General features: G+C 61.6%; 21 protein-coding genes. 7 read left to right on the top strand and 14 right to left on the bottom strand.

The genetic code is table 11. From position 1 onward, the window contains the following. Nucleotides 1-128: 128 nt before the first annotated feature. Both ACFQND_RS01185 and ACFQND_RS01190 read right to left on the bottom strand, forming a co-directional pair. Complete coding sequence (locus tag ACFQND_RS01185; protein ID WP_371435465.1) at nt 129-890, bottom strand: TSUP family transporter; 762 nt, start codon at nt 888-890, stop codon at nt 129-131. Nucleotides 891-1,083: 193 nt separating this feature from the next. Then, entirely contained in the window at nt 1,084-1,995 is a 912-nt protein-coding gene (locus ACFQND_RS01190; protein ID WP_371435466.1) for a LysR family transcriptional regulator, read from the bottom strand. A gap of 104 nt (nt 1,996-2,099) precedes the next feature. Between ACFQND_RS01190 and ACFQND_RS01195 the strand changes: the two genes are divergently transcribed. Next, nucleotides 2,100-3,263 (top strand): mandelate racemase/muconate lactonizing enzyme family protein, encoded by a 1,164-nt coding sequence (locus ACFQND_RS01195; RefSeq protein ID WP_371435467.1) that lies wholly within the window; start codon nt 2,100-2,102, stop codon nt 3,261-3,263. Between the two features lie 30 nt (nt 3,264-3,293). Next, on the top strand, nt 3,294-4,283 hold the full coding sequence (locus tag ACFQND_RS01200) for a tripartite tricarboxylate transporter substrate-binding protein (RefSeq protein ID WP_371435468.1): 990 nt from the start codon (nt 3,294-3,296) through the stop codon (nt 4,281-4,283). A gap of 80 nt (nt 4,284-4,363) precedes the next feature. Here the strand turns inward: ACFQND_RS01200 and ACFQND_RS01205 are convergent, their stop codons facing one another. After that, the gene (locus tag ACFQND_RS01205) at nt 4,364-4,786 is read right to left on the bottom strand and encodes an ATP-binding protein (RefSeq protein ID WP_371435469.1); all 423 of its coding nucleotides are present in this window, start codon (nt 4,784-4,786) and stop codon (nt 4,364-4,366) included. Between the two features lie 13 nt (nt 4,787-4,799). Here ACFQND_RS01205 and ACFQND_RS01210 point away from each other — a divergent pair, with 13 nt between their 5' ends. After that, nucleotides 4,800-5,534 (top strand): hypothetical protein, encoded by a 735-nt coding sequence (locus tag ACFQND_RS01210; protein ID WP_371435470.1) that lies wholly within the window; start codon nt 4,800-4,802, stop codon nt 5,532-5,534. 46 nt (nt 5,535-5,580) lie between these two features. On the opposite strand, the gene ACFQND_RS01215 is transcribed toward ACFQND_RS01210, so the two are convergent. Both ACFQND_RS01215 and ACFQND_RS01220 read right to left on the bottom strand, forming a co-directional pair. After that, nucleotides 5,581-5,940, bottom strand: a complete 360-nt coding sequence (locus tag ACFQND_RS01215; protein WP_371435471.1) for a hypothetical protein — start codon at nt 5,938-5,940, stop codon at nt 5,581-5,583. Continuing rightward, the gene (locus tag ACFQND_RS01220; protein ID WP_371435472.1) at nt 5,934-6,104 is read right to left on the bottom strand and encodes a hypothetical protein; all 171 of its coding nucleotides are present in this window, start codon (nt 6,102-6,104) and stop codon (nt 5,934-5,936) included. The genes ACFQND_RS01215 and ACFQND_RS01220 overlap by 7 nt, the downstream gene beginning before the upstream one ends. Nucleotides 6,105-6,434: 330 nt before the next feature. Between ACFQND_RS01220 and ACFQND_RS01225 the strand changes: the two genes are divergently transcribed. The 3 genes from ACFQND_RS01225 (at nt 6,435) to ACFQND_RS01235 (ending at nt 9,262) form a co-directional block, all read left to right on the top strand. Further along, nucleotides 6,435-7,337, top strand: a complete 903-nt coding sequence (locus ACFQND_RS01225; protein ID WP_371435568.1) for a ketopantoate reductase family protein — start codon at nt 6,435-6,437, stop codon at nt 7,335-7,337. Between the two features lie 40 nt (nt 7,338-7,377). Further along, on the top strand, nt 7,378-8,190 hold the full coding sequence (gene blaOXA / locus ACFQND_RS01230) for a class D beta-lactamase (protein ID WP_371435473.1): 813 nt from the start codon (nt 7,378-7,380) through the stop codon (nt 8,188-8,190). A gap of 169 nt (nt 8,191-8,359) precedes the next feature. Further along, on the top strand, nt 8,360-9,262 hold the full coding sequence (locus ACFQND_RS01235; protein WP_371435474.1) for a LysR family transcriptional regulator: 903 nt from the start codon (nt 8,360-8,362) through the stop codon (nt 9,260-9,262). A 12-nt stretch (nt 9,263-9,274) separates the two neighbouring features. On the opposite strand, the gene ACFQND_RS01240 is transcribed toward ACFQND_RS01235, so the two are convergent. The 8 genes from ACFQND_RS01240 to ACFQND_RS01275 all read right to left on the bottom strand — a co-directional run bounded on the left by ACFQND_RS01240 (nt 9,275) and on the right by ACFQND_RS01275 (nt 16,728). Beyond that, nucleotides 9,275-9,763: a RidA family protein gene (locus tag ACFQND_RS01240; RefSeq protein ID WP_371435475.1), complete on the bottom strand. Its 489-nt coding sequence runs from the start codon at nt 9,761-9,763 to the stop codon at nt 9,275-9,277. A 67-nt stretch (nt 9,764-9,830) separates the two neighbouring features. Further along, nucleotides 9,831-11,231 (bottom strand): amidohydrolase family protein, encoded by a 1,401-nt coding sequence (locus ACFQND_RS01245; protein WP_371435476.1) that lies wholly within the window; start codon nt 11,229-11,231, stop codon nt 9,831-9,833. A 3-nt stretch (nt 11,232-11,234) separates the two neighbouring features. Continuing rightward, the gene (locus ACFQND_RS01250) at nt 11,235-12,206 is read right to left on the bottom strand and encodes a Bug family tripartite tricarboxylate transporter substrate binding protein (protein WP_371435477.1); all 972 of its coding nucleotides are present in this window, start codon (nt 12,204-12,206) and stop codon (nt 11,235-11,237) included. 22 nt (nt 12,207-12,228) lie between these two features. Beyond that, nucleotides 12,229-13,338 carry an amidohydrolase family protein gene (locus ACFQND_RS01255; protein WP_371435478.1) on the bottom strand — a complete coding sequence of 370 codons (1,110 nt, stop codon included), beginning with the start codon at nt 13,336-13,338 and terminating at the stop codon, nt 12,229-12,231. Between the two features lie 51 nt (nt 13,339-13,389). Continuing rightward, on the bottom strand, nt 13,390-13,995 hold the full coding sequence (locus ACFQND_RS01260) for a nuclear transport factor 2 family protein (protein WP_377411976.1): 606 nt from the start codon (nt 13,993-13,995) through the stop codon (nt 13,390-13,392). A 284-nt stretch (nt 13,996-14,279) separates the two neighbouring features. Further along, complete coding sequence (locus ACFQND_RS01265) at nt 14,280-14,750, bottom strand: EVE domain-containing protein (protein WP_371435480.1); 471 nt, start codon at nt 14,748-14,750, stop codon at nt 14,280-14,282. Nucleotides 14,751-14,883: 133 nt separating this feature from the next. Next, entirely contained in the window at nt 14,884-15,147 is a 264-nt protein-coding gene (locus ACFQND_RS01270; RefSeq protein ID WP_371435481.1) for a YkvA family protein, read from the bottom strand. A gap of 120 nt (nt 15,148-15,267) precedes the next feature. Beyond that, entirely contained in the window at nt 15,268-16,728 is a 1,461-nt protein-coding gene (locus tag ACFQND_RS01275) for an RNB domain-containing ribonuclease (RefSeq protein WP_371435482.1), read from the bottom strand. A 213-nt stretch (nt 16,729-16,941) separates the two neighbouring features. Here ACFQND_RS01275 and ACFQND_RS01280 point away from each other — a divergent pair, with 213 nt between their 5' ends. After that, on the top strand, nt 16,942-18,231 hold the full coding sequence (locus ACFQND_RS01280; RefSeq protein WP_371435483.1) for a lytic murein transglycosylase: 1,290 nt from the start codon (nt 16,942-16,944) through the stop codon (nt 18,229-18,231). A 19-nt stretch (nt 18,232-18,250) separates the two neighbouring features. Here ACFQND_RS01280 and ACFQND_RS01285 read toward each other — a convergent pair whose 3' ends face one another. Next, nucleotides 18,251-19,240 carry a 5'-methylthioadenosine/S-adenosylhomocysteine nucleosidase gene (locus tag ACFQND_RS01285; protein ID WP_371435484.1) on the bottom strand — a complete coding sequence of 330 codons (990 nt, stop codon included), beginning with the start codon at nt 19,238-19,240 and terminating at the stop codon, nt 18,251-18,253. Nucleotides 19,241-19,255: the final 15 nt, after the last annotated feature.

Genomic DNA, 19,255 nt, shown 5'->3' on the forward strand with positions numbered 1-19,255 from the left:
TCAGGGCTCGCCGGCTGCTTTGTTTGCTATATATTTGATAGCTTGCTGCGCCCGTCCCTGAATGGGGAAAGCCCTATTTTAATGACTATTCAGTGCCTGGCAGCCGCACAGGGGCATGCGCCGCCGGCTCAGCCTGCGATCTGAAGGAGCGCCGGAACAATCAGCCCTGCGCCTGTGAGCAGCAGCAAAAAGCAGATCAGTTTAAGCATCGCCGGGCGCGACCAGCCGGGCGGATACCGCTCAAGCCACCAGCTCAGCGTGAACACCACCGGCAAGGCAAGCAGGCACATCTTCAGCGCATTGAGGCTGAACTGGCCGCTGAACAGGACTACAAGCAGCCGCACAAAGGAACTGGCTGCGAGCGTGGCCACCAAGGTGTCGCGCACGGTCCTGGGCTCCATCGGCTGGCGGTAGAGGTGGTAGACCAGCGGCGGCCCGCCGGCCGAAAAAAGACCGGTCAGCAGGCCGGACGCGGCACCCCAAAGCCGGAACGAAGCCGCTGAGGAACGCTGGCGCAACGCGGCGGCGTCCAGCAGGACAATGATGGCGCAGGCAACCACCGTCAGGCCCAGCAGCAGGCGCAAGCCCAGGATAACGCTGTTGCCCAGCCAGTCGAGCAGCACGATGCCGCCCACAATACCGACCAGGCCACCTATGGAAAGATCACGAAAAGCCGGCACGTCCAGTGTTTTGCCCGCTCGGCGCAAGGCGACCTGGGCATTTACCAGTGCCAGTACGGTGGCCACATTGGCCAGGTCCGCCAGCGGTGCCAGCTCAAAGAGGCCGGCCAGACCGAGCAGGATCAGCGCAAAGGCAAAACCACTCAGGCTCTGGGCGCAGGAAGCCAGCGCCACACACAGTAAAAAAAGCGCTGTTTGCCAAAGAGTCATGCCGTTGCGTCCCGCTGCGGGGTATTGTTTTTGTAGATGACGCTGGTGGGGAGGAGGGACGCGTGACGGGTGGGTTTTGCGGTGTTGTCTGACCCGCTGGAACATTCAGAAAGCATGCCCCAAGGATAACTGCGTATGCAGGCCATCACTGCCCACCATTTGGACAGAAGTGCAATTTACGGCTCAGTGCCGGTTACGTGGCAGCGACGCCAGACCCCACGACGGCGTCCCATAGCGCCTCTGCTGCACGCCCCATCGAATTGCGGGACCGGAAAAGCCTTATTTCGAGCTCGATGCACAAGTCCTCCACGCCCGCCCTGGCAACACGGTGGCTGGCAAGGTCATCCTGAATGAGGGTCTGCGGCAACCAGGCCACGCCACGTCCGTCCAGCACCATGGTCCTGAGAACCGATGCGAGATGCGCGGTGAACACGGTCTGTGTTGAAACGTTCTCCAGGGCGTCAAGCCGTGTTTCGCGCAAGAGGCGCCCAAGGCCCGACTCGGCGCTGTAGCTCAGAAGCGGGACAGCTGTCTTGCCGGCCTGGAGTATGTGTATCGGATGAGCACTGGCATCCGCGGCGCTCACCGGCACGAGTACATCCGCGCCTATCTTCACGGAGGGGTAACCATCGGCTTGCAGCCGGCCGACGGCTTTGGGGTGCGCATGGCACACCACAAACTGCACCTTGCTTTGCTCCATCAGGGCCTCGCAGCGCAGCAGCACATCGGACTCCAGCTGGATGGTGCCCGTCATGGTGTGAGCCTCGAAACTGCGCAGCCAGCCCGGCATGAAGGTAAACGACAAGGCATGTGTCGCCGCAAAACGAAGCGAATTCGAACTAGCCTCGGCAACGGCCCGTGCCTCGCCCGGCAGGCGGGCCACCTGGGCCAGCAAATCATGGGCGATGCCGTGGAACCACTGCCCCGCCTCTGTCAGGCGAACGGGCTGTGAACTCCTGTCGAAAAGCTCTGTTCCTATCCACTCCTCCAGCGCCCGCACCCGGCGGCCGAAAGCCGGTTGGGTCATGTGGCGCTCATCTGCAGCGCGGGAAAAGTTGCCCGTCGTAGCCAGCACCAAAAAATCCTCAAGCCAGGAGACGTTCATACCCAGTGCCTTGAAAGCATTGAAGAGAAGAAAAACAGCATTGGTCAAATGCAGCGGCCTTGGCGATCATAACGATCCGAGTCCATCCTTTCACGGAATCAAACATGAAAATCGTCGAGATCAGAGAGAAAACAGTCCCTATCAGTTCGCCTATCCGCAACGCCTATATCGACTTCAGCAAGATGACATTGAGCCTGGTGGCCGTGATCACGGACGTGATCCGGGACGGCAAACCGGTCGTAGGCTACGGCTTCAATTCCAACGGCCGCTACGGACAGGGCGGGCTCATCCGTGAGCGCTTTCGCGACCGCATCCTCCTGGCGGCGCCCGAGAGTTTGCTCGATGAAGCCGGCGCCAACATCGATCCTGCCAAGGTGTGGGCGGCGGCCATGAGCAACGAGAAGCCGGGTGGGCATGGTGAACGCTCCGTCGCTGTCGGCACCATAGACATGGCGATCTGGGACGCAGTGGCCAAGATCGAGGGCAAGCCGCTGTTCCGTATGCTGGCCGAACGCAACAACAGAGAGGCGAATCCGCGCGTCTTCGTTTATGCGGCCGGTGGTTATTACTACCCCGGCAAGGACAACAGTGCGCTCTGCGCGGAAATGCGCAGCTACCTGGACCGCGGCTACAACGTCGTGAAAATGAAAATCGGCGGTGCCTCGCTCGCCGAGGATAGAGGCCGCATCGAAGCGGTGCTGAAAGAAATCGGCTCCGAAGCCCAGCTCGCGGTGGACGCGAACGGCCGCTTCGATCTGGAGACCGGCATCGCCTATGCCAAGATGCTGCGCGAATACCCGTTGTTCTGGTACGAGGAAATCGGCGACCCGCTCGATTATTCGCTGCAGGCCGCGATCTCGGAATATTATCCCGGCCCCATGGCAACCGGCGAGAACCTGTTCTCGCATCAGGACGCACGCAACCTGCTGCGTCATGGCGGCATGCGCCCCGACCGCGACTGGCTGCAGTTCGACTGCGCCTTGTCCTACGGCCTGGTCGAATATCTGCGGACCCTGGAAGTCCTCAAACAATTTGGCTGGTCGCCGTCGCGTTGCATCCCGCACGGCGGGCACCAGATGTCCCTCAACATCGCCGCCGGGCTGGGCCTCGGTGGCAACGAGAGTTATCCCGATCTTTTCCAGCCTTACGGCGGCTTCCCCGATGGCGTGAAAGTCATCGACGGCCACGTCACCCTGCCGGAACTGCCAGGCATAGGTTTTGAAGGCAAAGCCGACCTCTATGCCCAGATGCACGCGCTTTCGGCCTGATTCGTTCGATCAATACAAGGAGACAAACACATGAAAAATCTCAAGCGACATCTGCTGATCGCAGGGGCCTGTCTGGTCGCATGGACCCATGCGGCCTGGGCACAGTTCCCCGACAAACCGGTCACCTTGGTCGTGCCCTTCGCCGCGGGTGGCCCCAGCGACAAAATCGCCCGCGATCTCGCGGAAGCCTTGCGCAAACCCCTGGGCCAAACCGTCATCGTCGACAACACCGCAGGCGCCGGCGGGACCATAGGTGCAGCCCGCGTCGCACGTGCCAAGCCCGACGGCTACACGCTTCTGGTTCACCACATTGGTCTGGCCACCGCGCCTGCGCTCTATAAAAAGTTGCCCTACAACACGCTGGCCGACTTCGAGTATCTCGGCCTGATCAACGATGCGCCTTCCGTGCTGATAGGCAGAACGACGCTGGCCGCCAATAATCTGGGTGAATTGAGAAAGTGGATTGCAGAGTCTGACGGGCGTGTGAATCTCGCCAATGCCGGCGTAGGCTCGGCCTCCCACCTTTGCGGCTTGATGCTGCAAAACGCACTGAAATCCAAAATGACCACGGTGCCCTACAAGGGGACCGCCCCGGCCATGACGGATCTGATAGGCGGTCAGGTGGACCTGATGTGTGAACAGGCAACCAACGCCGTGCCACAGATCGAAGGCAAAAAGGTGAAGGTGTTTGGCGTCAGCAGCACGGACCGCCTTGCCTTGCCGGCGCTTGCGCAGACACCGACACCGACACTGGCCGAAGCGGGCCTGCCGGGCTTCAATGTGACGGTGTGGCACGGGCTTTACGCACCACGCGGCACGCCGCCCGAGGTGTTGGCGCGCTTGAATGCGGCGCTGCGAGCAGCCCTCAAGGACCCAGACCTGATCAAACGTCAGGAAGCCCTGGGCTTGCGGATTGTCACGGACGCGAGACTCGCCCCCTCCGGCCACAAGGCATTTGTTCAAGCGGAAATGGAACGCTGGACTCAGGTCATCAAGGATTCCGGTGAGACGGCTGAATAGGCCCGCACGCTACCGGCGCAGTCAGCAATTGACTACTTCGGCTCAAGCATTCATCCATCAAGGAAACAGGGCAGTGGCTCTTAATGCTTTGTTGCGGTTTGCCGGACCATACCGGCAGTCGGAAACACAAGCGTAAAAGTCGTTTCGCCACCCGGCAGGCTGCTGGCTGTCACCACCCCGTCATGGGTCGACATGATGGAGCGCACAATCGCCAGGCCCTGCCCGGTACCATCCCCTTTGTTGGTCACTTTCAGTATGGCATTTCCGTCTTCTTGTGCGATCACCACGGATACCCGTCGAATTCGAATAGGCATGACGGATGTCTTTGCATCTGCACCTGCTGCATCAACAAACGTGAGCCGTGCGGCGGTGCGAGGCGAGGCGAGGCGAGGCGAGGCCATTATGTCGGCCTGTGCGGCCCAGTTGACAGGCAGCAGCACGCTCTGATTTCGGGTGTTCCCCACAAATGGAGCAAGTACGTCCGCCAATGGGATCTGCTTCACTACACTAGCCTGGATGAGCAGCCTCTCCCAAGCGCATCGTCTGCAAAACCTGCATGTCTCCTATTTCTGGAGTGGCGACGCCATCCGCAGCCGAAGCGTGAGTGATGTTGTGTTGTCAGGCACGGTGGATGTGCCTGTGCTTCCTGCAAGGCTGCTGGCCGATTGGGAAAGAGACATGGCGCGGGGCCTGGAACCCGGAGATGTCGAGGCTCTGCCTCTGGCGCGAGCGCGTGTTCGCTGGCCGGACTACAGGCAATGCGTGCAGGCTGTGTCCGACTGGACGCATGCGCTCGGTCTGCCAGAGGTGCTGGCCTCCAGTGATGTTGCGCTCATGGCCTGCCGCGGCGCGCGCTACCACCATGACGGTGCGCAATACGGCGGCGCGGCGTTTTGCAATCTTTTCCTGAGCGGGGACAAAGGTCTGGATGTGCACTTTCCGGTTACCGGCCAGCGCATCCCCCTGGTCCGGGGGACGACGCTGATCTTCGATACGGGCCAGCCTCATGCGGTCATCCGGCGCGGCAGGGACGGTTTTGATGCGGCCGATTTTGCGCCCGGCCAGGATTGGTCCCAGGTGTTTCTCACCTGGGAGCTTCCCATCGAAAGTCCCCATGTCGGGCGCGCACTTGGAGTTGCTTTTGACATTGACCCTTCTACCGCCTTGCAACTTGATGAAGAGCAGGTCTGGGTAAATGGCGCTCCAGCCCGTGTGTGCCCGGAGTCTGGCCGGTGGTGCAAGGTGGATTAAGTGGCAGAGGGTGAGCCTGCAAGCCCGCTGTGGGCCAAGGCTCCACTCATCTGACCTGGGGCATCAAGGATTGGTGTGCCGCAAGAAGCCTGCCTAGCTGGTCTTTCGTGGAGAGATCGCCTTCAAGGTAAAGCACCGGGCACTTCCGGCTTTTCAGCCAGTGCCTATGCCGCTCAAGGCTGCGGCCTTCTGCTGTACCCGCGTCATACTGCGCGGCCCACGCAAGAAACGCCGGGTCAGCCTTTCCGAATCGGCGTTCTTCCCGCAACTGGAGGCGCGCCATTCGAATGGCCGTCGGAAGATAGAGAAAGGCCACCAGATCGAACGCGTCTTCAAGTTCTTCGCCCCAACCGATCAGCGAGCCCGCTACGACAGCACGCGGACTGCTGCGCAGATCTTTCAGCAATGCCGGGCAGCGCTCATCTTCGTCGTATTTTCCCTGTAAGGCGGGTCGCTGGGGCGCCAGAAGTAATCGTCCGTTTCCAGGGCGCGCGATTGCGTAGCTGCAGAAAACGCCGCAGCCAGGGTTGAGGTGCCGGAGCCGGCGGCGCCTGTGATCAGGATATGCATGACCTGTACGGGCAATCTATAGGAATGGCTGACAAAATACGCGGCAAGGCTGAACGACTATTTGTTGCGGTATTTTGCATCAGCCTCGGGCACTCCGTAGTCGCAAGCAGACTGCGACGGGTTGTGATTGGCGCTTATCAAATGCGTGGTCAGGCCTGTGCAATGAACACTCGCAGAGGCGGCCAGTGGCAGCTCTCCGGCTTGAATGCGCAGCATCGCCAGCGCATCCGTAAAAGCCTTCCTAAAATGATCCTGCGTTTGTCCCGCACCCGCCAACTGGACCCCTAACTGAAGCTATCCATGACGACTTCCAATTCTCCCAACAAACCCATGAAAGTCGCCGTGATGGGCGCAGGTGCTGTAGGCTCGTATTACGGCGGCATGCTTGCCCGCGCAGGGCATGAGGTGGTGTTGATCGCCAGGCCTCAGCATGCCAGGGCCATTGAACGCGATGGCCTGCATATGGAAACAACGAGCTTCGACGAGCATGTGCACCTGGCTGTCAGCACCGAGGCCAGCGCGGTGCAGGACGCCAACCTTGTCCTCTTCTGCGTCAAATCCACCGACACCGAATCGGCTGGCGCGTTGATCCGGCCGTATCTGGCTGCCGACGTGCTGGTGTTGTGCCTGCAAAACGGCGTGGACAACGCCGAGCGCTTGCGCACTGTATTGCCGCAACATGCGGTGGCCGCTGCCGTGGTCTACGTCGCCACCGAAATGGCCGGCCCGGGCCACGTCAAGCACCACGGTCGGGGCGACCTGGTGATCGAACCCTCCAACACCAGTGAAGCCGTGGCGCGGGCCTTTATCGCTGCCGGCGTGGCCACCGAGGTCTCCGGCAACGTGCGCGGTGCGCTGTGGGCCAAGCTGATCCTCAACTGTGCCTACAACGCCGTGTCGGCCATTGCCCAACTGCCTTATGGCAAGACGGTACAGGGTGAAGGCGTGAAAGACCTGATGCGTGATGTTGTTGATGAGTGTCTGGCCGTGGCGAAGGCCGAAGGCGTACAGGTGACCGGTGACGCATACGCCGCTGTGGACAAGCTCGCCGGCGGCATGCCCAGGCAGTTCTCATCGACCGCGCAAGACCTTGCACGCGGCAAGCGCAGCGAGATCGATTACCTCAACGGCCTGATCGTCAAGCGCGGCGAGGCGCTGGGGATTGCCGTGCCGGCGAACCGGGTGTTGTGGGCGCTGGTGAAGTTGCTCGAAAGCAAGCAGGCCCGAGGCTGAAGCGGAAATCCCCGGCCTTCAATTGGATAAGAATAAGTTGATGAAATATTGCATCGTCGCCCTGCCGCTTTTGGCGGGCACCCTGTCTGCCCCTGCAGTCCACGCCAGAACCATCTGCACGGTGGTCACGAACGCTGTGCAAAGCGCTGTCCTGCTGAAACAAGGCGATTGCAGCACCCGCGTGACGCCCGCGTCCACGTTCAAGATCGCGCTAAGCCTGATGGGCTTTGATTCCGGTTTCCTGACAGACGGCCACGCCCCGGCTTTGCCATACCGTGATGGTTATCCCGACTGGGGCGGCGAGGCCTGGCGCCAACAGACGGATGCAACGCGGTGGATGAAGTATTCGGTTGTCTGGTTCTCGCAGCAGGTGACCCACGCCCTCGGGGAAAAGCGCCTCCAGCGTTATGCTGCTGAATTCCAGTACGGGAACGCCGATGTCTCGGGAGATGCCGGAAAACACAATGGCCTGGAGCGCGCCTGGATCAGTTCTTCATTGAAGATTTCGCCTCTGGAGCAGGTCGCTTTTTTGGGGAAATTGGTTAACCGCCAACTGCCTGTTAGCCCACACGCCTTCGACATGACAAACCAGATTGTCGAAGTCACCCGTCTGCCCGGTGGCTGGGACGTTCACGGCAAGACCGGCATGGCGTATCCCCGGCAGGCCGATGGAAATTTTGACAAGGCCCATCCTTATGGCTGGTTTGTCGGTTGGGCAACAAAGGGCAGTCATACCCTTGTGTTCGCGCGGCTTATCCAGGACGACAGGAGGGAACCCGGCACTGCAGGCGTGCGTGCACGCGACGCTTTCCTGGCTGAGCTGCCCGCCCTAGCGGCTCCGCTGGCCCGATGAGCGTCGGGCCAGGGCAGGGCGTTGGCGGGGCGCCATGATGGGGTCCATGCGTATCGTGCGGCGTAAGATGGGCGTTCCCTTCACGGCACCGGTTCATGGTCCTGGTCAACAGGCTATGCTGGGTCTTTCCATCAAGTGAATACACCTTGCTGAGCTGCGAGAGAAGTACATGAATGTCACACTGAGGCAACTGCGGGCATACGTTGAAGTTGTGCGCAGCGGCGGGTTCACGGCTGCGGCCAGGAAGCTGCACCTGACGCAGTCGGCCACCAGTCTCCTGGTGCAGGAGCTGGAGGCGCAACTGGGCATCCAGCTGGTTGACCGGACCACCAGGCGGGTTGCGCCCACGGATGCTGGTAGCGAATTCCTGTTCAATGCGGAGCGCATTCTTGCCGACGTTGAGCATACGCTGGCCGACACGCAAGACCTGGTGCTCAAGCGCCGGGGACGCATAACGATTGCAACAACGCCGTTGCTTGCCTCAACCTTCCTCCCGGAAGCTATTGCGCAATTTCAGGAAAGCCACCCGGGGATCACGGTGCGCCTGGCCGACCTGCCGACTGAAAATATCATGCGCATGGTTCAGGGCGGTGATGCCGACATGGGTTTTGGTCCATTTCCAAACCTGGATGCGGACCTGCAGCGCATGCCACTTCTCAGGCATCCTCTTGGCGTCATGGTCCCAAGCGCCTGGCCGCTTGCAAAAAGGCGCGCCAACCTGACCTGGGCCGACCTCTCGGGCCAGCCCATGATTGCCATGTCGCACGCGAGCGGATTCCATACGCTGATAGACCCGCTTCTCGGCCACACGGGGTTGCAGAACAAACCACGCTTCGAAGTCGCCTATCTTGGCACTGCGGTTGGCCTGGCAGAGGCGGGACTGGGGGTCACCGTCGTGCCTGCCTACGTGGGGCTGCTGCTTCGCTCAAGCCGGCTGCGTTTCCGGATTTTGCACGAGCCCGTGGTTCAGCGGGAGATAGAACTCATCACCCGTTCAGGCCGTTCGCTGTCGCCCGGCGCGATTGCTTTTCGCGACTGCCTTGTTGCGCGCTGCAAGCTTTTGCAAGCTTGATGCTTTTTTAACTCAACGCGGAAAACAGGGGCTGGACTTCGAGCACTTGTCCCCGATAACCGCAATCGCCTGGATTTCGACCAGCATACCGGGCACGGCCAATGCAGACACCGTGACCTGCGCGCTGGCCGGGTAGTTTTTGTCGGGAAACATTTCCGCGCGTACTTTCTGGAATGCCCCGCCGTTTCTCACGTCCGTCAGGTAGACGGTCAGGTTCACAATATTCTTCAGGCTGCCGCCCGCACGTTTCAGGGTTTCGTCCAGCTGTGCGAAGGCCGTCCGGGCTTGTGCCTCGGCATCGCCCCTGATGTCCTTGCCGTTGAGGTCGGTAATTGCAGTCTGCCCTGCAAGCCAGACAATGCGGCCGCCTTCGGTAGCCACGGCTTCCGAATAGGTGCGGCCCCTGATTTTCTCGCTTTGTTCCATGAACTCTGCGGCGCGTGATACGGTCGACACCAGGCTGATGGCCGACAACGCAAATATGAGGATTGAACGCTTCATTTGATTTCCTTCTGGTGTGGCCATGGCAGGACGCCACGGCCTGGCTTGCTAAAACCTGGTGGATCGTCTACTTGGCGCGGGCAGCCAGCCCGCGCACGGACTCCGTCGCGTCCCACATCACCTGCTCGCTGTCCAGCCCGGTGAATCGCCCCTTGCGGAGCAGCACTTTCCCGTCAACGATGACCGTGTCGATGTTGGATGGCTGCGCGGAATACACAAGCGCGAAAGCCGGATCGATGACGGGCCCGATGTTCGGGTCCGTGGCCCTGACCAGGAGGATGTCCGCCCGTTTTCCGGGGGTCAGCGAACCCACCTCGCCGTCTATCCCCAGATCGCGCGCACCGTCAATGGTTGCAAGCTCAAGCAGCCGCTGGGCTGTCAGCGGGATGCTGCTGCCAAAACGCTGTTTGTGGGACCAGAGCAGGGCGCGCATGCAGTTGAAAAAATCTGCATTGGCCGATGCCGAGGAACTGTCGACCGACAGGCTCAGCTGAACGCCGTTCTCAAGAAGCTCCTGGAACTGGATCTCGCCCCTGGTCGCCTGCGCATAGAGCAGTTCGATCACCGGCGAACAGGACATCGTGGTGCGCCTGGCGGCCATGATTTTGCGCTCCTCAAGGGAGATGCCCTGGGGGTGCACAAGCTGCACGTCCGGCCCAAGGAGGCCATGCTTCTCAAGCACGGAGACGATGCCGGGCCGTGCGTGCATGGTGATGGGCAGGCCAAGCTGGCGAATTCCTTCGTACTCCGCCATGACGACTTCAATCGGGACGGCGCCGCGAGGGTTGGACAAGGGCGTACGCACCGCAGCGCCAAGCGTGATGAGGTCGTCACCGGCCAGCACGTCACGCTGCGTGCCTGCGAGGCCATCGAGGTCCATGGTCTGGCTCAGGCGCAGGTCCTGGCCCCATCCATAGGAAAAACGCGCGCGGACGCCCGTATCGCGCAGCGCCCGCAGTTCTGCATCGGCATGGGCTGGCGTGCGTGTGTTGTGCGACCAGTTATGGACAGTGGTAATTCCCGAGGCAAGCCCTTCGGTCAATCCAAGGCGGACGGACCGGTAGGAGTCCTCCGGGGTGAACAGCGGCCCGACTTTCAGCGTGACGGGGAAATACCCGTGTTTGGGGTCGTCTCCCCGAACGAGGGCGCGCAGGGAGCTGTTCCACAAGTGCCAGTGCGTATCGACGAAGCCCGGCAGGACGATCATGTCGCGCCCGTCCATCTCCATCACGTTGGGGAGGGCCAGGGCCACGCCGACTGCAATGATCTGGCCGTCGCGCACATGAACGTCTGCGCAAGGCAGGTTGCCGAGCGAATCATCCATGGTGAGCACGTGACCGCCGCGGATGACAAACTCGCCGCGCCGGGATGCTCCGGATGGGGAAGGAGCGGACTGCTGGAGTTGGCCGGGTTGGCGCACCAGGTTTTCTGCCCGGGCGGCCGTGGGTTCAATGGTGGTGGCTGACACGCGCTACTCCGCCTTCGCGCCGGAAATGCGGATCAGGCGCGCCTTCTGCCGCATGTCCGCCTGGATGAACTTCGCGAACTCCTCTGGCGACGAGAACACAGGGTCAAGCCCCCGCGCAAGCACGTAGCGTTCGCGAAACACCGCATCCGCGCCTACTTCAGCGACATCCCTGTAGATCTTCTGCACGATGGTGCTGGAGGTGCCACCCGTGACGAACAGGCCGAACCAGGATTCATGCGGGTCGATATCGGCAAAGCCGGCCTCCCGCAGGGTAGGGACCTGGGGAAATTCAGCCAGGCGCTCCTGGCGGGCAACAGCGATCGGCTTGAGCTTTCCGGCGCTGATGTAACCCTGCGTCAGTGAGGCCCCCGCCAGGGTGAGTTGGGCCTCGCCGGCCAGCACTGCGCTGACGGCCGGCGTGATGCCTTTGTATGGCACCTGGGTCATTTGTGCCCCCGTGCGTGCCTTCAAACCCTCGAACAACAAGTGCGGCAGGCTGCCGGAGCCGTAGGACGCGTAGTTCAACTCGTTCGGCTTTGCTTTTGCCAATGCGACAAGTTCGTCTAGTGTGCTTGCGGTAACCGAGGGGTGTGCGACAACCATCTGCGGCAGGCTGACCAGCTGGCTGACCGGCAACAGTTCACGAATGGGATCGTAAGGCAGCTTCTCAAACAGGTAGGGGTTGCTGGTGATCGTGGACTCGCTTGTGAGCAGCAGGGTATGGCCATCGGAAGCGGCCTTGGCGACGGCCACCGCCCCAATGATGGTTGATGCACCGACCTTGTTCTCGACAATCACCGGCTTGCCCCATTTCTGCTGGAGGCGGTCGGCGAGCATGCGCGCCATGACATCAACCCCGCCGCCGGGGGCGTAAGGCACCACGATCTTCACCGGTCGCTGGGGGTAGGCCTGCGACACTGCGGCGAGTGGCAGAAGGCAACAAAAGGCCGCTGCAATGGTTGTTCTGAAATTCATGTTCGTTGTAATGGGGAAATGATTAGCCGCGCAACTGGGGCATGAGCTTGAGTGCGTTTTCGCGGTACACGGCCCGCAATTCTTCCGCCGTCAGCCCCGATGCCTGCAAGCCAGCAGCGATTTTTGCGGGCTCTGCCCACGGGTAGTCCGAGCCGAACAGGATTTGCGAGTTGGGGATGATCATTTTGAGAATGCCCATATGAACGGCATCCGCCGCTGCCGCCGTGTCGTAGTAAAAGCGCCTGAGGTGATGCAGCCTGGAATCAGGCGGCGCCTGGCGCGCAAGGGATTCGGTGGTTTCGCCGGTCAGGTAGCGCTGGGCCCAGATGCTTCCGCCGCCGTGCGACCAGATGTAGCGCACGTCAGGCGTTGCCTTGGCGGTGCCGCCGTGGATGACGCTCACCATCGCACGGGCCAGGTCCGAACCCAGCTCGATGTATGTCGGCAGGATGCCCGGCTGGAAGTCCCACGAACAGCAACCAGGCGCCGTAGCGTGTGTATAGACCATAGCCTTGCGGCGGTTGAGTTCGGCCCAGACTGGCGCAAAAGACTTGTCTCCAATCCACTTGTCGTCATAGCTCGACAGCAGCCCCACGCCATCCGCCTTGAGGACATCAAACGCGTACTCGATCTCGCGCAGGGAGGAGTCGACGTCTGGAAGCGGCAACACAGCGAAGTGCCCGTAACGCCCCTTGTAGTCCGATTTTTGCCGGGCCGCATACTCGTTGAGTTCACGTGCTGCACGCCGTGTTTCCGCAATATCACCAAACCATACGCCGGGCTGCGTCACGGACAGAAAAGCTTTTTCGACATTCCCCTGGTCCATGGACTCGATGTCCCTGGCGATGGAGTGGCTCTTGAACTGGTCAAACCCCAGCACGGGCTTGACGGCGTTCTTGGACTCGACCAGCTTCACCCAGGCCGGTGAAAAGAAGTGATGGTGAAAGTCTATGTGCCCGGTACATACAGCCGGTGCCTGCGCCACGGCGTTGGACGCAGGAAGCACAGCCGCAGCCCCCATGGCAACGAGGGATTTGAGAAATCCTCTTCGCGGGTTGCAGGCTGCGTGCGCGCATTGCGAATGCCACAAAGCCGTACGGTGCGAATTCTGCGGGAGATCCAGATCATTCATGGTCGTTCCTTGAGCGATGGTGCGGTGGAGCAGTTTTTTTGCCGGGTTGCCTTACTTTGCGCCAAACAATTTGTATGAAGGGTCGTCAAGCCCGGTTCGGGGGCCAACCTGGTACATGCTCTTGACGTCCGCAGCGGACACGGGTTTGACCGTGCGGTAGTCCATCACTGTCTGGCGGTAGTCAAGGCCCCATTTGCCGCCGCGCCGCGACCATTTGTCCAGGTACCGGGAGTGCATCCAGCGCTCCTCGTAGTCCGGGCCTTTCTCCTGCTTGACCAGCAGCGTGGCCGTGCCGGTCGATTCGCTGACCGCCGTGTCTCCCCGCACCTCGATGAGGATGTTGGTGATGCGGTGGTTGTTGCCCAGCATTTCGGCATGCGCCTTCATCATCCAGTCGGTGTAGGCCGTCCAGTTGGGAAATACGCTTTTCCCGAACTCAACCTTCGCCTCGGGATGGCCTATGGACATCAGGAGATCGCGGTCCAGTCGATCCAGTGCACGGGGGTATTTGTAGAGCAGCTCGGTGATGGCCTGCTTGCTCAGCAACTGGTCGATATCGGGCGACTGCGCATTTGCGGCCCCGCTGGCTGCAACACCTGCAGCGGCTGCGCATACCAGCAATACGTTCAGTAAAAAGCGCCGAAAGTGCGTTTGCATCATGAAAGCTCCTGTACGGTGAAGGAATTGGCGGGCCACACAAATGCCCGTGCAAATCAGTACGGAGATTTCACTTCCTGCCAAACTATTCGTCCAACGATTAAATCTTATGGATTTATCAGGAAATCATATGGAGCAGGCAACGCCCGGATTTATGGGAGGCGGTGGCGTCACTCAGCTATAGGGGCATGCCATCAAACTCCGCCAGCGAAGAACTCAGGGCGCCATCGTGCATGCCCCCTTGGGGAGCTCGGGATGTGAGCGATTGACCGTCCGCTTTTGCGTCAGCGTTCCGGGCTGCCCAGCAATCTGGAAATGACCCGCCAGTGCTGCGGCTCGACCGGCGTGATGGACAGCCGGTTGCCTTTGCGCAGGATCACAAGGTCTTCGAGGTCCTTGTTGGCGCGCAGCTCGGGCAGGGCGAGGTTGCGCGTTTTGCGCAGCACCTGCACATCCACCAGCAGCCAGCGCGGCTCTTCTGGTTTTGACTTTTGATCGTAGTAAGGCGACTTCGGGTCAAACTGCGTGGGGTCCGGGTAGGGCGTGGACGCCACCTGTGCGATGCCTACGATGCCGGGTTCGGCGCAACTGGAGTGATAGAACAATACGCCATCGCCCACACGCATCGCATCGCGCATGAAGTTGCGCGCCTGGTAGTTGCGTACGCCTACCCACGGAACCGTGCTTTTGGGGGCGGTCAGCGCATCGTCCACCGAGCATTCCTCGGGTTCGGATTTCATGAGCCAGTAGTTCATGGTTTGATGAGTCGTCAAGGTTTCACAATCTGTCCGAATATGGGCGGCGCCGGTACGGATCAATTCATGGCGCAAATAGTAGCGCAGAAGAAGGGGGGGGCTGGAGGGTGTTTCAACCACCAGCCTGGCCGGTTCAGCGCCTTGCCGCTGACTGGATATCCGGCGGCAGGCGCTTGAGCATCCAGCGGATCGCCAACGGCACCAGCACCAGGTCATCCACCAGGCCAACCACGGGAAGCACATCCGGGACAAGGTCAATTGGCGAGAGGACATACAACACGAGCAGCGCGGTGCCCAGCTTTAGCCAGGCCGGTGCCTTGGGGTGGCGCAGCGCAAACCACAGCTGCCGCGCATCGCCGCGCAGCAGGGCCCACAGCAGGGTCAGGCGTTTCAACATTTCAACTCCTTGGTGACAGGCCCCGGCGGGCCGCGTTTAGTCCATATGGCGCCGATCGTGCCTGCTGCAAGGGCCTGTTCCCTGGGCTTCATATTCCGCCCGGCGAATCACGAACGGAATTCAAACGCGTTCGAAGTCAATGAAGCTTTTTTCTGCATCCACCGCTACCAGCCTGACGTGTGCTGCGTCGCCTACGTCCAGCCCTTCAAAACCGCGTACCACCCGGCCTTCCAGCAAGGGACTGCAGATGCGTACGAACGTGCCCTTCGCCGCCGCGCCGGTAACGATGGCGTCGAAGACTTCGCCTATGCGCCCCTGCAGCAGCCAGGCTCCTGCGGCCTTCAGCACCTGGCGTTCAACCTTGTTGGCATTGCTTTCCTGTAGCGTGCAGTGACGGGCAATCTCGCTCAGTTGCTCTGCAGAGTAGGGCGGTGCCACGCCCGCAAGGGCGGCCTTCAGCAGCCGCTGCGTCACCAGGTCGGGAAAGCGCCGGTTGGGCGCGGTGGAATGGGCGTAGTCATTCACCGCAAGCCCGAAGTGTCCCAATCCCGCTGTACCGGATCCGCTAGCGGGGGCCGCAGCGTATTCGCCCGAGCCCAGCATCTTCACCACCGCCAGCGACAGATCGGCAAAGCCGGCCGGGTCGGCCAGGCGACGCGTATTCAGAAAGTGGTCGAGCGCCAGTGCGTCCGGTGCATCAGGCAGTTGCACGCCATGGCCAGAGGCCAGCGCAACGAGCCGGTCCCAACGGCGCGGCGCCTGCAGCAAGCGGCGCAGCGAGGGGAAGCCCTTGGCGACCAGAAAGCGGGCCGTCGCGCCGTTGGCTGCGATCATGAGGTCGGAGATCAGGTCCTGGGCGCGGTTTTTTTCATCGGGGCGCAGGTCCACCAGTTGCCCCTTTTCAAACACCGGGCGGGCAGACGCCGTGTTGAGGTTCAGCGCACCGCGCGCCTGGCGCCACTGCCGCAGTTGGCCCGCCAGGGTGTCGTGCAAACGCAGCTGGTCTTCCAGCCCCGGCACGCTGGCCATCCGCGGCGGTGGCGGGCCCACACCGTCCAGCCAGGCCGAGACGGCGTCGTAAGTGAGCTTGGCGCGGTTGAGCACCGTCGCCCGGTAGATGGTTGATTCAGGTACCGTGCCGTCAGCGGCGACCTGCATGTCGACCACCACCGCCAGGCGCTCCTGGCCTTCGTGCAGCGAGGTGAGGTCGGTGGACAAGACCTCAGGCAGCATAGGGAATACGCCGGCCGCCGTGTACACCGAGGTGGTGTTGACGGCCGCATGGCCATCCACCGCGCCCCCCGGGGTAACCTTCACGTCCACATCGGCCACAGCCACCCGAAGGCGTGTGATGCCCGCGGCCAGCGGCTCGGCCACGCTCAACTGGTCCAGGTCGCGTGTGTCGTCATTGTCGATGGAAAACCAGGTCAGGTGGCGCAGGTCGTGGATGCTGTCGTTGCGTTCAGGCGCAGTTTGCCGTGCGGCTTCGGCCTCTTGCAGGGCCTGCGGCGCAAAGTCAGGCAACAGGCCCCGGTCGCGCATGGCCTCGACGGCGATTTTGTGCAAATGGGTGGTGTCCATGAGATGTTTATGAGTAATTTGCCTCAATGTACCCGCTGATCCTGCACATGAGCCTGCCCAAGCGCTTCAACAGCCAGCGCTGCGATGTTGGGCTGAAAACGAGCTGGCCGCGCAAAGGGCTCCCGCATTAAATAAACACGCTCGTAATGCAAGGTTGTGGGTATCGAGGGTGCCAAATCACCCGGATGCCATAGAACGACGAAAATGGAACGAATGCAAACAATATCCCGTTTTTCAGCCTCAGCGCGCCGCTGGCTTGGTCCCACGTTGCTGGCGATCTTTGCCCTTGCGGGTTGCGCCTCCACGCCATCGGTCGAAACCAGGGCAGCGGCTCCATCGATGGCCGGCAGCCGCCCGCTACCCGCCGTATCCGGCGAGGCCGAACATGAGCAGAAGTTTGCCCGCTGGGTGGCAGAGTTCCGCACCTTCGCACGCGCTGCCGGCATCGACGAGACAACACTGCAACGCGCATTCGACAACGTCCGCTTCATCCCGCGTGTCATCGAGCTGGACAGGGCTCAGCCCGAGTTCACCCGCACCGTATGGGACTACCTTGACGGCGCGCTGTCGGCGCAGCGAATTGCCCGTGGCCAGGACAAGCTGCTGCAGTTGCGCCCCGAAGTCGACGCCATCGTGGCGCGCTACGGCGTCCCGACAGAAGTCCTCGCCGCGATCTGGGGCATGGAGAGTAATTACGGCAGCAACGTGGGTGACATCCCGACCATTGATGCCCTGGCGACGCTAGGCTTCGAGGGCCGACGCGAGGATTGGGCGCGTGGCCAATTGCTCGCAGCATTGAAAATTTTGCAGAATCGCGACATTGATCGCGCGCAGATGATAGGTTCTTGGGCCGGGGCGATGGGCCAGACTCAGTTCTTGCCATCGAACTTTCTGGCGTATGCGGTCGACGCCGACGGCGATGGCCGCCGCGACATCTGGGGCAGCGTCGCCGATGTAATGGCTTCGACAGCGAACTTCCTGGCACGCTCCGGATGGCAAGCAGGCCAGCCATGGGGGCTTGAGGTGCGCTTGCCGCCGGGATTCGACTACGCGCGCGCCGACGCCGATGTGCGACAGCCGGCTTCCGCCTGGGCGAGCGAGGGTGTGCAGGCTATGGATGGCGCGCCGCTGCCGGCGATGGACGGCACCTCGATCCTGCTCCCGGCCAGCGCACGCGGGCCGGCCTTCCTGGTCGGACCCAACTTCCGCACCATCCTGCGCTACAACAACTCGACCAGCTATGCGCTCGCCGTTGGCTTGCTGGCACAAAAGCTGGCTGGTGGCCCCTCGGTACAGACACCCTGGCCGCGCGATTTGCAGGCGCTGACACGCAGCCAGTTGCTGGCGCTGCAGACGGCGTTGAATGCACGTGGCTTTGACAGCGGCACGCCCGACGGCACTATGGGCCCGGCTACGCGGCGCGGTGTTCGTCAATACCAGCGCAGCCTGGGATTGCCGGCGGACGGTTATCCAACCCTGGACTTGCTGCAGCGCCTGCAGTAAGGCAATGCCCCATTCATGATCAGCGGACTGACATGAAAGTGTTTTGATCCCAGGGTTTCCAGGCCGCCAGAAAAGCCAGCAACACCCGCGCTGAATTGTCTGCGGCGATGCTGAAAAAGGTGTTCATCTCGTTCTGGCCTTCGCCGCCACCCGCCAGGTCGCTGAGCGAACGAAAGGCGATGTAAGGCACGCCGTTGCTGTAAGCCACCATGCCGACGGCGGCGGTTTCCATGTCCAGCACATTGGCCTGGAAGGTCCTGAAAGCGTATTCGCGGAAGGCCGCATTGTCGACAAAGGCCTGGCCGGACACGCCATTGCCTCCGATGACAAGCCCGGGCTTGCGGGTGAGGCATTGGCCGGCCTTGCAACTGATGAGTTCGACGTTGCGCAGGCCGCGCGCGGTTTCCAGCATTTTTGGGTCGGCCTCAAACCAGAACTTGCGAACCAGGGTGGGGTTGGCTGCGGTGCGGGTTTCGACGGTGCGCGGCTGCAGCATGCCGAAGGCGGGGAACATCGGGCGCTCCATGTGCGGCGGCGGGGTGAACTGGCCGGGCGAGGTTTCGCGCGATATCGCTACTTCAAGGTACTGGCCCCACTGCGCGGGCACGCTGACATCGCCGATATGCAAGCCAGGGTTGACGCCGCCTGCGATGCCGCTGAAAACGATGCCCTGGATATTGAAGCGGTCCAGCGCCAGCTGCGTGTTCATGGTGGCGTTGGTCATGCTGATGCCCGACAGGAACAGCACCACCGGTTTGCCCTCCAGTGTGCCGGTGGTGAATTCCACGCCGTTGAGGCTGTGGCGGGCAGGGCGCTCAAGCTTTGCCAGCAGCAGGGTCAGTTCGGGCTCAAAAGCCGACAGCACGGCCATGCGCGGTGTGTTGTCCAGCCGGATGGGCGCCATGCCGGCACAGCCGCCCAGCGCCAGTGCCGTAAACGCCACGAGGCCCGTCACAAGGTAAAACGTTAAAAAACGCCACAGGCGCTCCGGCGCAGATGAGCTGTGCATGCGGTTTTGCTATGA

This window comes from Polaromonas aquatica (genome assembly GCF_042659145.1).
Taxonomy (GTDB): domain Bacteria; phylum Pseudomonadota; class Gammaproteobacteria; order Burkholderiales; family Burkholderiaceae_C; genus Polaromonas; species Polaromonas aquatica.